This is a genomic window from Asticcacaulis currens, assembly GCF_028550395.1.
GTDB lineage: Bacteria > Pseudomonadota > Alphaproteobacteria > Caulobacterales > Caulobacteraceae > Asticcacaulis > Asticcacaulis currens.
The window spans coordinates 108808-124913 of sequence record NZ_JAQQKW010000005.1; the positions used below are offsets into that span (position 1 = coordinate 108808).

Genomic DNA, 16106 nt, shown 5'->3' on the forward strand with positions numbered 1-16106 from the left:
TACGCCCGCTCCTGTGCAGACGGTGCCGCAGAGATGCGGCTTAAAAGGGAAGCAGGTGCAAGGCCTGCGCTGTCCCCGCAACTGTAAGCGTCGAGTGTTCCGCCATACGCCACTGGTCATTTCCTGGACCGGGAAGGCGGCGAGACGCGCCTGAGACGTGAGCCAGGAGACCTGCCCCTGCTGTCGTCCTTCGCGTGGTCGGGGTGTGCCACAAGAGCGGATAAGCCTTTCATTAAAGGCCTTCCTCAGAGACGATTCGTGGTGCGCGCTGGCTCGTCTGGGGCGCTCGTCCTGTTGTGAATAGGCATAAGACCTTGAAAACTCTCCTTTGCGGCGTCGCTTTTGCCGCCCTCCTCACCTCGCCTGCGCTGGCCGATGACGCCCCGCAGGAGGTGATCGTCACCCTCACCCGCGAACCGGTTGCCCTGTCGAAGGTGGGCCAGAGCGTCACCACATTCGATTCGGCAGCCATAGAGCGCAGTCAGTCGATCTATCTGAAAGACCTGATCGCCCGTACGCCGTCGGTTTCCATCGCCCAGACCGGCGGTCCCGGTCAGGCAGGGACGGCGCGCTTTCGCGGGGCCGAAAGCGACCGCAGCCTGTTTATCGTCGATGGCGTGAAGCTGGGCGACCCGTCGATGATCGGCGGCGGGCTGAACCTCGGCCTGCTGGCGCTGAATGATGTCGAGCGCGTGGAAATCCTGCGCGGGCCGCTTTCGACCCTTTGGGGCTCACAGGCCATCGGCGGCGTGGTGGCGGTGACGACCCGCACGCCCAAGCGCCCGTTTGAGGCGCAGATGTCGGTCGAAGGCCTTGATGAATACATCGTGGGCAAGGCGGGTATGGGCGGAAAGACCGGTCAATTGAGCTGGCGCCTGGCGGCTGCCTATATCGACGACGACGGCGTGTCATCGCTGCGCGGCGGGGCGGAAAAGGACGGCTTTACGCAAAAACACCTCAACGCCTATGTCCACTACGCCCTGAGCGACACATCGGGCCTACGCGCCCGTCTGGCCCGGACCGAAAGCGACTACGATTTCGATGGCTATAATGCAGCGTTCCAACTGGCCGACACCCGCGACACCGGCTTTCAGGACGAAAATCTGACCAGCCTTGGCTATTACACTCAGGCCTTCGGCGGCGCTCTGAAACAGACCTTCACCCTCAGCTACAACACGACGAAGCGCTCGACCTCCGACCTTGCCAATGCCACCGCCTACCCGTTCGAAGGGCGTCAGACCAGCTTCGACTACACCGGCGCTCTGACCCTGTCGGAGGCGTCCAAGCTGGTCTTCGGCGCATCGAGCGAACGCACGCAGGCCATTGCCTCAGGCCTCAACAAGCGCGTCACCCTCAACGGCCTGTTCGCGCAATGGCGGCAGGACGTGACGCAGGCCCTGACGATCAATGCCAGTGTGCGTTATGACGATCATTCCGTGTTCGGCGGCCATACTGTCGGTCAGATTGCCGTCGCCTATGCCCTGTCGCCCTCCCTCGTCCTCAGCAGCAGCCTGGGGCAAGGATTCAAGGCCCCCAGCCTCTATCAGCTCTATGACGGCTGGTCCGGTAATCTGGCGCTCAAACCGGAAGACGCCACCAATTTCGATCTCAGCGTCGATTATTACGGTCCGAACGACAGCCGCCTCGGCGTCTCGCTGTTCGGGCGCAAGACCGACAACCAGATCGACTATGACCTGTCGTCCTTCCGCTATGGCAATATCGCTCGCACCCAGGCCTATGGCATCGAACTGGAGGGCGAGACGAAACTGACACCGAACGTGCGCCTGTCGGGCAATTACAGCCACATCATCGCCCGCGACGACGCCCGGACCAGCGCCACCTTCCGCAACGATCTGGGCCGTGCGCCGCGTCATCTGGCCAATGCCAGCGTCGAATGGCAGGCGACAGAGGCGCTCGAATTGGGGGCCTCTGTCCGCTATGCGGGCAGGTCGTTCGAGAACATCTACAATACCCGGCGACTGGACGCCTACACCCTGCTCGACCTACGCGCCACCTATGCGCTGAACGACACGGTGGCGCTGTTCGGGCGCGTCGAAAACGCCACGGACGAAGACTATGAGACCGCCGCCAACTACGGCTCGGTCGGTCGCCGCCTGTGGCTGGGCGTACGCGCTAAGTATTGAGACCGATGATAGGATTTGAAACCAAATCCTGACGGTCTATATAGGGGGCCTCCATCGACCGAGGCCCCCACCATGACCGCCGATACCGCCCACGCCTTTCAGACCTACAGCGTCACCACCCACCCGTCGCAGGGCGTGACCCACGTCGCCGCATTGCGGGCGCAGTTTGCCGGTCTCGGTATCGACGGCTTTATCGTCCCGCACGAAGACGAGCACCAGAACGAATATCTGCCCGACGCCAATGAGCGTCTGGCCTGGGTGTCGGGCTTTACGGGCTCCGCCGGCGCGGCCTTTATCCTCAAAGATCAAGCCATCCTGTTTGCCGACGGGCGCTACACCCTGCAATCGCGCGAACAGACCGATCCTTCGGTATTCGAGGTCGTCGATTTCACCGCCACCGCCATTGCTGAACAGATCGCCGCTCAGCCGCGCGGCCGCGTCATCGGCTATGATCCGCGCCTGCACAGCCCCGCGGCGCTGAAGGCTCTGCAACTGGCGGCCACAAGCGTCGGCGTCACCCTGAAAGCCGTGGATGAAAACCCCATTGACCTCGCCTGGGGGGCGGCACGCCCGGCCCAGCCGATGACGCCGGTGGTGGCACAACCGCTGCAATTTGCCGGCGTCCCGTCGGGCGACAAGCGTACCAAACTGGCCGAAAGCCTGCGTCAGAAGGGCGTGGCCGCGGCCCTGATCACCGCACCATCGTCTATTGCGTGGCTGTTCAATGTGCGCGGCGGCGACGTCATCCGTTCGCCCCTGCCGCTGGCGCAGGCCCTGCTCAAGGCCGACGGCACCGCAGAACTGTTCCTCGAATCGGCTAAGGTCACGGACGGTTTGGGCGAATGGCTGGGCAATGAGGTGGTACTGAAAACCCCGTCTGACATCCCTGCGGCGCTAACGGCGCTGTCCGGTCAGGGCGTGCTGGTCGATCCCAACTGGTCCTCGGCCTGGTGGGTGCAGGCCATCGAAGGGGCCGGGGCCACCGCCGTTCCAGGCGACGACCCCTGCCTTGTCCCGCGCGCCTGCAAGAACGCCGCAGAGATCGCCGGGACCACCGAAGCCCATATCCGCGACGGCGCCATCCTCAGCGAATTCCTCTACTGGGTGGCCACCGAGGCGCAGACCGCCCTGCCGTCCGAAATCGAAGTGGCACAAAAGCTGGAGTCGCTGCGCATCGCCTCAGGCGTAGTGAAGGACCTCAGCTTCGACACCATTTCCGGCTTCGGCCCGCACGGGGCCCTGCCGCATTACCGGGTCACCGAACAGAGCAATATCCGCATCGCGCCCGGCAATCTGCTTCTGGTCGATTCCGGCGGTCAGTACGTCGATGGCACCACGGATGTCACCCGCACCATGGCCATCGGCACGCCGAGCGCCGAACACAAACGCATGTTCACCCTCGTGCTCAAGGGGCACATTGCACTGGCCACCATTCGCTTCCCGGCCGGCACGACCGGCACGCATCTCGACGTGCTGGCGCGGCAGTTCCTGTGGAACGCTGGGTTCGACTACGACCACGGCACCGGCCACGGCGTCGGTGTCTATCTGGGCGTCCACGAAGGCCCGCAGCGCATCGCCAAGGCGCTCAATGCCTATGCCCTGCAACCCGGCATGATCGTTTCCAACGAGCCGGGCTTCTATAAGGCCGGCGACTTCGGCATCCGCATCGAAAACCTGCAATATGTCACCGAAGCGGCCCCCATCGTGGGCGGTGAACGCCCGATGCTGGGCTTCAAGAACCTGACTTGGGCACCCATTGATCGCAGCCTGATCGAGGTGTCGCTGCTCAGCGAGGCCGAGCGCCGCTATATGGATGATTACCACGCCGAGGTGCTGCGCCTGCTGTCGCCGCGCGTAAAACCGGAGGTGGCGGATTGGCTCAAAACCGTCTGCGCGCCCTTATAAAGGCTTTATATCCCCCAAAATCAGAACGACCTGCGCCCTTATCCGGCGTTGGGTAAGGTGTATCCGTAGCTATCAGTCTGCGGAGGGATACCATGCCTGCCAGCACCGTTTTTCAACCCGCCACCGAAACCTTCGGTCAGTTCACCGTCACGCAAAGCCCGGCGCGGGCCCTGTCGCCCGAAGCCGAGGCGCGCAAGGCCGCCCGCAGGCATTTCCTGATCGGCGCAGGCTTTGTGGCGGGTCTGATCGCCCTGTTTGGCGTGGTGTCGGTAGCCGACCGCACCCTGTTCCCCGAACCGCAACTGACGGCGCAGGAACAGGCCTATTTCGCCACGACGGTGGATTGATCTTATGCCCCTCCGCTGATTTTTCAGGGGGAGGGGTAAGGCCTTACGCCGCCCCGATAAAGGCCAGCCATTCGTCTTCGGTCATCACCTGAACCCCCAGCTCAGCCGCTTTTTTGAGCTTTGACCCCGCGCCCGGTCCGGCCACAACAATGTGCGTCTTGGCCGAAACCGAACCCGCCACCTTGGCCCCAAGCCGTTCGGCCTGCGCCTTGGCTTCGTCGCGTGTCATCTTCTCCAGCGTGCCGGTAAACACCACCGTCTTACCCGATACCGCCGAGTCCCCGGCCACGGCTTCGGCGTCCTGTACGCTGAGCTGCGCCACAAAGCGCTGATACATGCCGACATTGTGGTCGTTCGAGAAGAACTCCATCAGCGCGGCTACCAGAGACGGCCCGACCTGATCCATATTGTCGAGCGCCGCCTTCACCTCTTCGTCCCCTGCCGCCAGCGCCGTCATGGCGTCGCGGAAGGCGCTTTCCGAGTGGTAGGCGCGCGCCAGCAGACGCGCGGTGGTTTCCCCCACCCCCTTGACACCCAGAGCGGCGATAAAGCGGTCCAGCGGCAACTGGCGGCGGTCTTCGATAGCCTTGAACAGATTGCGCGCCGAGGTTTCACCCATGCCTTCGCGGTTACGCAGCGGCGTCAGGGACGCCTTGTCCCGCGCCTCCAGTGTGAAGATGTCCGCCGGTTCGCGGATCAACCCTTCTTCGCTGAACTTCTGAAGCTGCTTTTCGCCCAAACCCTCGATATCGAGCACCTTACGGCTGACAACGTATTTCAGATATTCGACGCGCTGATGCGGGCAGGCGTGTTCGCCGGTGCAGCGGCGCGCCACCCCTTCCTCGCCCTTGAGGTTCAGTTCGCGCACCACAGCGGTCTTCAGCGGACAGGGGCAGACCGAGGGGAAGTCATAAGGCTCCGTCCCGTCCGGACGCTCAGACAGCTCGACGCCAACGATCTGCGGGATGACATCGCCCGCGCGCTGCACACGGACCAGATCGCCGATACGGATATCCTTGCGCGCGATCTCATCGGCATTGTGCAGCGTCACATTCGACACCACCACGCCGCCGACATTCACCGGCTCCAGCCGCGCCACGGGGGTCAGGGTGCCGATGCGCCCGACCTGAATGTCGATGGCCTTCAGGTGGGTCAGGGCCTGTTCCGCCGGGAACTTGTGCGCAATGGCCCAGCGCGGCGAGCGCGAGACGAAGCCCAGCCGGCGCTGATAGTCCAGCCGATCGACCTTATAGACCACCCCGTCGATATCGTAACCGAGGCCCGACCGGTCGCGCTGAATCGCCTCATAAACCTCCAGCAAACCATCGCTGTTTTCGGTCGTGGCCGAGCGCGGATTGACCTGAAACCCCCATTCGCGGAACTTGGCCAGCGCCTCGGTTTGAGTGGTGACAAACCCCGGATTGCTGACCTCACCCCAGGTGTAGGCGAAGAAACGCAGGGGCCGCGAGGCGGTAATAGTCGCATCCAGTTGCCGCAGCGCGCCGGACGCCGCATTGCGCGGATTTGCGAAGACCTTGCCACCCTCTTCGACCGCCTTGGCGTTCATGGCGGCGAACTCGGCCAGCGGATAATAGACTTCGCCACGGATTTCGATGCGTTCGGGATGGCCCGTTCCACTCAGCACGTGCGGCACGTCCTTGATGGTACGGACGTTCTCGGTGATGTCCTCACCTGTGCGCCCGTCGCCGCGCGTCGCCGCCCGCAACAGCTTGCCGTTCACATAAAGGAGCGAACAGGATAGGCCGTCGATCTTGGGCTCCGCCGCGAAGGCCAGCGCCTCTTCCGGCGGCAGGCGCAGGAAGCGACGGATGCTCTTTTCAAAATCGGCCACGTCTTCCGGCGCAAAGGCGTTATCGAGCGACAGCATGGGCACGCCGTGCTGAACCGGGGCGAATTTGCTCGAAATCTCGGCCCCCACCTGTTCGGTCGGACTATCGACCGTATGCAGGTCCGGATACTGCGCCTCCAGCGCGCGCAGCTCCTGCTCCAGCGCATCGTATTCGGCATCGCTGAGTTCGGGCGCTTCCTGATTATAGTAGAGATCGCGGTGGTGTTTGATCTCGGCAGAAAGCTGTGCGTGGCGCGCCTGCGCCGTGTCGGGTGCGTGTGTGGTCATGTCTTGTCTTTATCGCTCCCCTGATTTTAGGAGAGGGGGATTTTGGCGCTAAGCGGCAGAAGACGGTGGGGTTAATGCCGCCTGTCTAACCCCCCTCCGGCTTTCAGCCGGTATCCCCCCTGAGATCAGGGGGGAGGCTATGCTGTTTCTACCCCTTCACCAGCGCGATAGCGGCGGCGCGGGCTTCGGGGGTGATTTCGGCACCCGACAACATGCGGGCCAGTTCTTCCAGCGTCTCATCCTTACTCAGTTCGACGACGCGCGAGCGCATCCCCTCACCGGCATCGGCCTTGGAGACCTTCAAATGCTGATCGCCGCGTGCCGCTACTTGGGGTGAATGAGTGACGACGATCACCTGAGAGCGCTGAGCCAGCTTACGCAGACGCAACCCCACGGCGTCGGCCACGGCACCGCCCACGCCCTGATCGACCTCGTCGAAGATCATCACCGGACCGGCCGCGTCTTCGCCACCACGGGTCGATAGAGCCGCCTTGAGCGCCAGGGCAAAGCGCGCCAGTTCGCCGCCCGACGCAATCGCCGCCATGCCGCCCCAGTCGGCGCCCGGATTGGTGCGCACCTCGAACGTAATCACATCGCCACCCGCAGCACCGTACTTTTCAGGCTCCAGCGGGCGGATCGCCACGCGGAAGGCCGCCTTGTCGAGCTTGAGTGGCACCAGTTCGGCCATGACGGCGGCGCTCAGCGCCTCACCGGCCGCCAGACGCTTCTGCCGCAGGGTTTCAACCGCCGCATGGAAGGCCTGCTCCGCTGCGGCAATCGCCGCCGCCAGCTTTTTCAGCTCGGCATCGGCGTCTTCGATACGCCCCAGCGAATGGGCGATCTCGACTCGTTTTTTGGGCAGGTCTTCGACTAGAATATTCAGCTTGCGCGCCATGGCCCGCAGGGCGAACAAACGCTCCTCGACGCGGTCCAGCTTACCCGGCTCCACGTCCAGCGCATCGGCCGCCGCATCCATCAGGGCCAACGCCTCATCGGCGGCAATCAGGGTCCGGTCGAGCGCTTCGGCGGCATCGGAAAGCGCCTTGAGTACCGCATGGCCCTCCCCTGCCCCGGCCTGCTGTGCGCGCGTGCGGGCGTGATCGAGGGCGCGGAAGGCCTTGGACAGGCGCTGCGACAACTGATCGCCGCCGACCGTGGTGCGCGCCTCATTGATATCTTCCAGCGCCCGCTCCGACGCGCCCAGAAGCGCGCGGTCAGACGCCAGTTGCGCCTCCTCATCCGGCAGCGGGTTGAGGCGGTCCAGTTCCTGAAGGCGCAGGGTCAGTTCTTCGATTTCGGCCGTCGCATTGTCGGATTGCCGCTTGAGGTCGCGGTACTGATCGCGCAGGGCCTTCAGCGTGCGGAAGGCCGCCGCCGTAGCCGCCAGCGCCCCCTCGCAGCCGCCATAGGCATCGAGCATGGCTCCGTGCGTGCGCGGATCGAGCAGGCCAACCGTTTCATGCTGGCCATGCACTTCCAGCAGGCCGTCACCCAGCGCCTTGAGCACGCTGACCGAGACCGACTGATCATTGACGAACGCCTTGGAGCGCCCGTCACGGCTGACCACCCGGCGCAGCAGCAGCGGTTCACCGGGCTCTACGGCCAGCCCCTTGTCTTCGAGAAATTCATAAAGCGGGTGCCCGGCGGCCAGATCGAATTCGGCGGTGACCGAAGCCTGCGGCGCGCCCGTGCGGATCAGCCCGGCATCGCCGCGCGCACCGGTGGCCAGACCCAGACTGTCGAGTATGATGGATTTGCCGGCCCCGGTTTCCCCAGTGAGTACCGAAAGGCCCTGCCGGATATCGAGATCCAGCCGATCAACGAGCACAACGTCTTGAATAGACAGGCGTGTGAGCATGGAAACCCTGACGAAAAAGCCGTGAGTCGGCTCACGGCTGTTTCTCTCAGATTACATCGGGTTGATGCGGCTTAGCCAGCTCTTTTTCTCTTTTTGTTCTTTTTTCGCCGGTTTGGTTTTTTCGGCGACGGGCAGCGGCTTGACGTCCATCGGCTGACCGCGTTCCTGCATCAGCTTGTAAGCCGCGCCATACCAGCGGTCGCCCGCATAGTTATAGCCCAGCACTGCCGCATTGCGGTTGGCTTCGTCGGTAATGCCCATCATCAGATTGGCTTCGACGAGGCGATAGAGGGCTTCGGGCGTATGCGAGGTCGTCTGATAGCGGGTGATGACCGTCTTGAAGCGACCAATGGCCGCCAGAGGCTGGTTCTGCGCCAGATAGAAACGGCCGATTTCCATTTCCTTGCCCGCCAGCTGGTCATAGACCATGTCGAGCTTGACCTGAGCGTCACGGGCGTATTCGGTGCCCGGATAGCGCTGCACGATCTCACGCAGATAGTTTTGCGCCGTCTCGGTATAGGCCTGATCCCGACCCACATCGACGATCTGTTCGAAATAGTTGATCGCACGCATATAGTAGGCATAAGGCGTCAGGGGCGAGCCCGGATAGAGCTTGATGAACCGTTCCGCCGCCGCCGTCGATTCGTTGTAATCATTGGCCTGATAGTGGGCGTAGATTTCCATGATGATCGAGCGGCGCGACCATTCCGAATAGGGGTGCTGACGCTCCACCTCTTCGAAATAATCCACGGCTTCGTTCCAGCTCTTTTCGTCCAGGCGCTGCATTCCGGTATTGTAGAGCGCCTCAACCGGGCGCTCCTCATACACCAGACGCGTGCGCTGCTTGGGCTTGCCGGCACAGGCCGTAAGGGCCACAGCCGCCAGCGCCGTCAGGAGCAGAAGCTTTGCCGATGTCTTGCCGAAGGAGGGAGAAGCGGTCGAAGTCGTATAGGCCGGCACGATAAATCCTCATCAGGCCGGTATCAGTCGCCCGGCAGTCTTAGCGCTTGTGGAGGATAGCTCTACAACGGCGCGCCGCAAACGCCAACAGGTTTTAGCCAGCCTGCTGGAGCACGGGGGCGCGGGTCACGATCCGGTAGGCATCCGGCTGCGACAGTAGGGCACGAACCACGGCATTATTAAGGCCGTGACCGGCGCGGATTCCTTCAAACCTGCCAAGAATGGGCATACCCAGAACGTACAGGTCGCCGATGGCGTCCAGCGCCTTGTGACGCACAAATTCGTCGGCAAACCGCAGGCCTTCGACGTTCAGAACGCGATCACCGTCGATGACGATGGCATTGTCCATGGAGCCGCCACGCGCCAGACCGGCCGCGCGCAGGGCCTCAACGCCTTCGACAAAGCCGAAGGTACGCGCCGCTGCCAGTTCGGTGCGGAAGCTGTCTTCGGTGACAACCAGCTCGATTTCCTGATGGCCAATGACGGCGCTGGGGAAGTCGATTTCAAAGCGCATCTCGAAACGGTCAGCCGGATAGAAGGCTGCGCGCTTATCGTCTTCGACGACAACGACCGGCTTGAGGATTTCGATGACCTGCTGCGGCTGAGCCTGACGACGGAACCCGGCCTGATCGAGCAGTTGCACGAAAGGCTGGGCCGAACCGTCCATGATCGGCACTTCCGGGCCATCCAGTTCGATGAGGGCATTATCCACCCCCAGGGCCGACAGGGCCGCCATCAGGTGCTCGATCGTTGAAACCGAGACGCCATCGGCATTGGTGATGACGGTGCCGAGACGGGTCTGGGTGACCAGATCGGCGCGTGCGGGCACGCGGTTATCACGATCGCAGATGTCGGTACGCACGAATACAATGCCTGTACCGACCGACGCCGGACGCACGGACAGGCGCACACGCTGGCCGGTGTGCAGGCCGACACCCGCGCAAATGGCGGGAACGGCGATCGTATGTTCGTGGTGGTCAGGCGACATGAAACGCATAAACCCAAAAATTGACGTGCGGAAAGGTTTCCGCTCACGTCAGTTTATACGCCGTGCCCCCCCGTCGCCTCAACTAAACATGAATTACGGTTTGTAACGCCATGCTTAACGCCCCTGTCACAACGGGTCCGGGCTAATCTTAAGGCGTTCGCGGCAAAAGAAAAGCCCGGAGACGTCTCCGGGCTTTTCTGCGTTTGATCGCTGTAGCTAGTTACTGTCTTTGTCAGTTCGCGAGGCGGCGAAGAAAGGAGGGGATTTCGAGATCATCCTCCGCTTCCATGCCGGGCAGCACGTCCGACTTGGCGGCGGGCTGAGGCGCCGGTTGCGCCTGAGGGGCCGCCGCATAGGGAGACGGCATCGGTGCCGACGGCTGACGATAGTCCGGGGCCTGGGCAACCGGGGCGTCATTGCGCTTGGGGAACAGGCCGCGCCACAGGCCGCCACGATCATCTTCGCGCGGCGTGGCGACGCTCGGCCGGGCAGGTTCGGGCGCACGCACCGTGCCGTAACCGGCGACCGGGCGCTGCGGCACCTCACGTTGCACCGGTTGAGGCGTCGGCTGAACCGCCGGAATGTCAAAATCGTCTTCGACCGACGGGTCCACAATCTTGGCAATAATGCGCGGTTCAGGCTGAGCCACCGGCGCCGGCTGCGGCGCGGGCTCGGTCACTCGCGGTGCGGCCGCCACAGGTTCCGGACGGACTTCCGGCTGGTAGGCCGGTTGCGGAGCGGCTTCAGCCACGGGTGCGGGCTGAACCGGAGCCGGTTGCGGCGCAAGGGCTGCCGGGGCCTGAGAAAGCGGGGCCTGAACGGCGACCGTCTGAACCGGCTGGGCCTGTCCCGGACGGCCGGGCGTGATGTAGATAGACTGACGCGGTGGGGTCGAAGCCGAAGCCTGCGGCACCGGCGGCTGTTGCTGAGCGGCAGCGGAGTCCATGCCGGTAGCCACGACCGACACGCGCAGCTTGCCTTCCAACGACGGATCGAAGGCCGCGCCGAAGATGATGTTGGCGTCAGGATCGACTTCCGACGAAATGGCGTTAGCCGCTTCATCGACTTCCAGCAGGGTCATGTCGAGACCGCCGGTGACGTTGACCAGCACCGCCTTGGCACCCTTGAGCGAGGTTTCGTCGAGCAGCGGGTTCTGGATGGCGTTTTGCGCCGCCTGGAGGGCGCGGTCATCGCCGGTCGCTTCGCCTGTGCCCATCATGGCCTTGCCCATTTCGGACATGACCGAGCGCACGTCCGCAAAGTCGAGGTTGATCAGGCCCGGCAGCACCATCAGGTCGGTGATGGAGCGCACGCCCGAATGCAGCACCTGATCGGCCATGCCAAAGGCTTCGGCGAAGGTGGTGCGCTCATTGGCGATACGGAAAAGGTTCTGGTTCGGAATGACGATCAGCGTATCGACATAGCGTTGCAGCTCCGCGATGCCAGCATCAGCCAGACGCATACGGTGACGGCCTTCGAACATGAAGGGTTTGGTCACCACGCCGACGGTCAGGATACCGCGTTCACGCGCCGTCTTGGCGATAATCGGCGCGGCGCCCGTGCCGGTGCCGCCGCCCATACCGGCGGTGATAAACACCATATGCGCGCCTTCAAGGTGCTCACCGATCTCATGCGCCGACTCTTCGGCGGCGGTCATGCCGACTTCCGGATGCGCACCCGCGCCCAGACCTTGCGTCAGAGAGACGCCAAGCTGAACGCGACGGTCGGTCTTGGCAAACTGAAGCTGTTGCGCGTCGGTATTGGCGACGACGAACTCAACCCCTTCGAGGCCCGCCTCGATCATGTTGTTGACGGCGTTGCCGCCCGCGCCACCGACGCCGAACACGACGATGCGGGGCTTCAATTCCGTGGCGCGCGGCGCCGAGAGATGTATAGCCATGTGATCAGACCAACCTTCCGTGACCCTGTCCGGGCGACCTTTGTTCCCGTCCAATTATCGACCCGGCGCCTTTATCGAAAAGCGCTCACAAGCATCGATCATGAGACATCGAATATGCTTAATGAATAGTTACCCGATAACTTGAGTCGCGCCGTTTTGAAGGGCTTTTCGAGATAAATTTTAACAAAAGTTACCCATTGATGAATCTTTGAGCCCGGAAACGAATCGCCTCACCCCTGCCCTCGCAAAAACAGCCCAAATTACGGCCACTTATGCACAGAAGATTAATCCGGAATCAGGAATCCTTACCCCTGCCTTAACGCGCGCATCATGCAGCTGCATGCCGCCCAAACGCAAACGGGACGCCCGCAGGCGCCCCGTCAAAATTGTGGATTTTTTTATCTTGAACGGGCAACCGGTTACAGATTCTGCTTCAGCCACTCCACCACACGACTGACCACGTGACCCTTGGCGGCGCTGGGCGCGTCCTTGGGCGACAGGCGGGCGGTCATGATCTTGCGCGCCGGGACCACATCGCGCGGTCCATAAAGCGTGCGCAGGATCACCCCGGCGCAGGCGGCAAAGGCCGGTCCGGCGGCGGCATCGGCCAGATGCGGTACGCGCTTGGGCTTGCCCAGACGGACCGGGCGGTCGAACACGCGGATGGCCAGTTCGCGCACACCCGCCAGTTGCGACGCGCCACCGGTCAGGACGATACCCGCGCCGGGGTCGATCGGCACGCCCGATGCTTTCAGCTTTTCGCGCAGCAATTCGAAGGTTTCCTCGACGCGCGGCGCAATAATGCCTTTGAGGATCGAGCGCGGCACCGAGATCGGCGGGGCTCCGGCATCATCACCACGCGGCGGGGCTTCGACCATTTCGCGGTCTTCGTTGGACGAGGCGATGGCGGAACCGTGCAGCGTCTTGACGCGCTCAGCGCCGACGAGCGTGGTGGACAAGCCGCGCGCAATGTCAGCCGTGACGTGGCTGCCGCCCACATTCAGGCAATCGACATGCACCAGTGCGCCGCCATAGAAGACCGCCGCCGTGGTGCACGAAGCCCCCATGTCGATGCAGATACAGCCCAGCTCCTTCTCGTCTTCTTCCAGCGCTGCGACGGCCGCCGCCAGAGGCGCGGAGACAATGGCCTGCACCTCAAGGTGCGCCATGCCGACGCACTGCATGATATTGTTAAAGACGTTTTCGTCGATGGTGACGACCAGCAATTCAAGGCCCAGTGTACGACCCGTCAGGTTGCGCGGATCGCGCACACCGCTGTGGCCATCGACAGCCCAGCTTACCGGCAGGAGGTGGATGGGGCGACGATTGGGGAAGCGGACCTGCGCCAGGCCCGAAGCGATGGCGCGGTTGAGATCATCATCCGAGATCGGTTTCACACCGACCGACACCTGAGCGAAGACGCGATGCGACGCGGTCTGCGCCCCCGGCACAGAAACGCGCACCCCCTGCACCGACACATTGGCCATGGCTTCGGCGCGCTCGACCGCCTGAGCGATGGCGGTGGCGGCGGCTTCCATGTCGATAATATTGCCCGCGCGTACACCGCGCGACTGTACGAAGCCGACGCCGGCCACACGGATCGAATGGTCGGCGCTGCGCACGCCGTCCGGCTTCATGATGAAGCAGCCGATCTTCGAAGCGCCCAGATCCAGAGACGCGACGACGCCCGGCGTCACCGCCATCACGCCGGGCTGACGCGAGGCGGCTTCGACGTGACGCCCTTCTTTGGCCAGTTTGCGATCTTCAAGACGCGACATTGACGGAGAACCTTAAGCTGCGGGGGCGGTTTCGAACGGCTTGACGACCAGAGCATTGGGATCGGTCAGATCAATGACCGCCAACCCCTGATCGAGGATACGCTGCTGGCTGATCAGCCCGTCGAGGCGGTTGAGGGCCTCATCCTGATCCAGCGCCGGCAACTTGATAATGGTGTTGTTTTTCAGACGTATGTCCCAGCGGCGCGTATCGACGCGCACCAGCGCCCAGACGCGCGACATCAGCTCCGGCCGCGCCTGCATCAGGCGCAAGATGTCACCACTGGCGGCATTGGCCTGTTCGCCAACCACCAGGGGCAGGTCGAGGAAGTTGCCGGAACGCGCCTCCGGAATGACCTTGCCCGTATCGTCGATGACATAGGTCTTGTTCTGGTACTGCCACACCGCCAGACGCGGACGTTCCACGACGCTGATGATCAGTTGATCCGGTAACTGACGACGCACCACCGCAGACTTCACCCAGCCCACGGATTCCACATCGGCCTTCACCTTGTTGAGGTCCATCAGGGCCAGCGGCTGACCGCGCTGAAAACGCATCGCCTTGCGAATGTCGTCACGCGCCACGTCAGAGACGCCTTGCAGGCGGACATTCTGAAGATTGATACCGATGGAGGCGATACGCGCATCGGTAAAATTGACCAGACCCGTGCGCAGGGCTTCGGCGCGCCCACCGGTCAGCAGAACCACGGCCATCAGGCCCGCCGCCCCCAGAAACCCCAGCCACGCCGTCAGCTCACTGGGCATAGCTACGCCGCCGATCAGAGCGAACTTCCCGGCCTCAGCCTTGCGCCCGCCGCGCGCACGCGGGGCCGCCTGACGGGGGGACGCTTTCGATACCGGGGCCGCTTGACGGCGCCCGCCTCTGACGACGGCTGGCATATTCTGTCCTCGTGATCGTCCGCCCAGTCAGGGCCGGTGGCGCTTCAGCCGCCCGGAACACGGACGCGCCCTGCGGTTCTTTGAACCGGTACGGCAGTGCCCTAAAGACAGGAGGCTGAGAGGATCAATAGACCCCAACAACCTTAACGATCCGCTAACGAATGCCTGTTCGGGCAGGTTTTCGTTAGGCATATTTTGGGGATAGCCTCAAATGCGACGGCGCTTACCAGTGATTGTCTGAATCTGACACGCCGGGTATAGATAACACGATGAATATGTTTGCTTTCCCCTTGGTCCGCGACCTGGCCTGATCCGCGTCCCGGCGCGCCACTTCAGGGTGATATTCGGCCCGTCTGAGCGTTTGTGCCTGCGTGCATCCCCCTCCCGAAGGCTTAACATGTCTGCACCTTCTTACCGCACCTTCAACGACGCGCAGATCACGCAATTCATCCGCCAAGGCTTCCTCTGTCTTGAGGGCGCTTTTCCGTCCTCACTGGCGGAAGAGGCGCGACGCATCCTGTGGGCCGCGACGGGGTGTGACCCGCATCGGCCTGAGCATTGGACGCGCCCCGTCGTCCGGCTGCGGCACTTCACAGATGCGCCCTTTACCGCTGCCGCCAATACGTTGCGCCTGCACACCGCCTTCGATCAACTGATTGGTCCCGGTCGCTGGCATCCTCCGGCGGGACTTGGCACCTTTCCGGTGCGATTCCCTTCGCCGGAGGTGCCGCCGGATGTCGGCTGGCACATAGACGTCAGTTTTGGCACCGAACATCCGGATTTTCTGCAATGGCGCGCCAATGTTCAGTCCCGTGGCCGGGCCCTGCTGATGCTTTTCCTGTTTTCGGACGTGGATGAGGCCGACGCGCCGACGCGTATTCGCGCCGGTTCACACCTCGGCATTGCGCGGCGGCTGGCCCCGGCGGGCGAGGCAGGCCTGACCCTGGGTGAACTGGCATCGACGGGCTTTGCAGAGTCCGCCGACTGCGAGGAGGTTCTGGCCACAGGGGCAGCCGGGACGGTCTATCTGTGCCATCCCTTTCTTGTGCATTCCGCGCAACCCCACCGAGGCAGCCAGCCCCGGTTTATGGCCCAGCCTCCGCTGCTGCCCACGGTGCCTCTGAGCCCCGACGGGCCATCGCCGGTTGAACAGGCGATCGCTCTGGCCCTCACGTAAAAAGGCCCGTGCGGT

At 63.2% G+C, this 16106-nt stretch carries 11 protein-coding genes and 1 riboswitch; of the genes, 4 read left to right on the top strand and 7 right to left on the bottom strand.

The features are described from left to right. The first annotated feature begins 2 nt into the window (after window positions 1–2). A riboswitch (cobalamin riboswitch) is annotated at window positions 3–193 on the top strand. Window positions 194–314: 121 nt separating this feature from the next. The 3 genes from PQU94_RS09870 to PQU94_RS09880 all read left to right on the top strand — a co-directional run bounded on the left by PQU94_RS09870 (window position 315) and on the right by PQU94_RS09880 (window position 4396). Next, window positions 315–2144: a TonB-dependent receptor plug domain-containing protein gene (locus PQU94_RS09870; RefSeq protein WP_272741298.1), complete on the top strand. Its 1830-nt coding sequence runs from the start codon at window positions 315–317 to the stop codon at window positions 2142–2144. Between the two features lie 72 nt (window positions 2145–2216). Beyond that, window positions 2217–4049, top strand: a complete 1833-nt coding sequence (locus PQU94_RS09875) for an aminopeptidase P family protein (RefSeq protein WP_272741299.1) — start codon at window positions 2217–2219, stop codon at window positions 4047–4049. A gap of 92 nt (window positions 4050–4141) precedes the next feature. Continuing rightward, window positions 4142–4396: a hypothetical protein gene (locus PQU94_RS09880; RefSeq protein WP_272741300.1), complete on the top strand. Its 255-nt coding sequence runs from the start codon at window positions 4142–4144 to the stop codon at window positions 4394–4396. A gap of 43 nt (window positions 4397–4439) precedes the next feature. Here the strand turns inward: PQU94_RS09880 and ligA are convergent, their stop codons facing one another. The 7 genes from ligA to PQU94_RS09915 all read right to left on the bottom strand — a co-directional run bounded on the left by ligA (window position 4440) and on the right by PQU94_RS09915 (window position 14914). Beyond that, on the bottom strand, window positions 4440–6533 hold the full coding sequence (ligA, locus tag PQU94_RS09885) for an NAD-dependent DNA ligase LigA (RefSeq protein WP_272741301.1): 2094 nt from the start codon (window positions 6531–6533) through the stop codon (window positions 4440–4442). A gap of 148 nt (window positions 6534–6681) precedes the next feature. Next, complete coding sequence (gene recN, locus PQU94_RS09890; RefSeq protein WP_272741302.1) at window positions 6682–8391, bottom strand: DNA repair protein RecN; 1710 nt, start codon at window positions 8389–8391, stop codon at window positions 6682–6684. Window positions 8392–8442: 51 nt separating this feature from the next. Continuing rightward, entirely contained in the window at window positions 8443–9351 is a 909-nt protein-coding gene (locus PQU94_RS09895; RefSeq protein WP_272741303.1) for an outer membrane protein assembly factor BamD, read from the bottom strand. A 94-nt stretch (window positions 9352–9445) separates the two neighbouring features. Further along, window positions 9446–10339 carry a UDP-3-O-acyl-N-acetylglucosamine deacetylase gene (gene lpxC, locus PQU94_RS09900; RefSeq protein WP_272741304.1) on the bottom strand — a complete coding sequence of 298 codons (894 nt, stop codon included), beginning with the start codon at window positions 10337–10339 and terminating at the stop codon, window positions 9446–9448. 232 nt (window positions 10340–10571) lie between these two features. After that, window positions 10572–12239, bottom strand: coding sequence for a cell division protein FtsZ (gene ftsZ, locus PQU94_RS09905; RefSeq protein ID WP_272741305.1), 1668 nt, complete (start codon window positions 12237–12239; stop codon window positions 10572–10574). 419 nt (window positions 12240–12658) lie between these two features. Further along, window positions 12659–14017 (bottom strand): cell division protein FtsA, encoded by a 1359-nt coding sequence (gene ftsA, locus PQU94_RS09910; RefSeq protein ID WP_272741306.1) that lies wholly within the window; start codon window positions 14015–14017, stop codon window positions 12659–12661. Window positions 14018–14029: 12 nt separating this feature from the next. Beyond that, window positions 14030–14914, bottom strand: coding sequence for a cell division protein FtsQ/DivIB (locus PQU94_RS09915; protein WP_272741307.1), 885 nt, complete (start codon window positions 14912–14914; stop codon window positions 14030–14032). A 397-nt stretch (window positions 14915–15311) separates the two neighbouring features. On the opposite strand from PQU94_RS09915, the gene PQU94_RS09920 reads away from it, so the two are divergent. After that, on the top strand, window positions 15312–16091 hold the full coding sequence (locus tag PQU94_RS09920) for a phytanoyl-CoA dioxygenase family protein (protein WP_272741308.1): 780 nt from the start codon (window positions 15312–15314) through the stop codon (window positions 16089–16091). Window positions 16092–16106 lie beyond the last annotated feature (15 nt).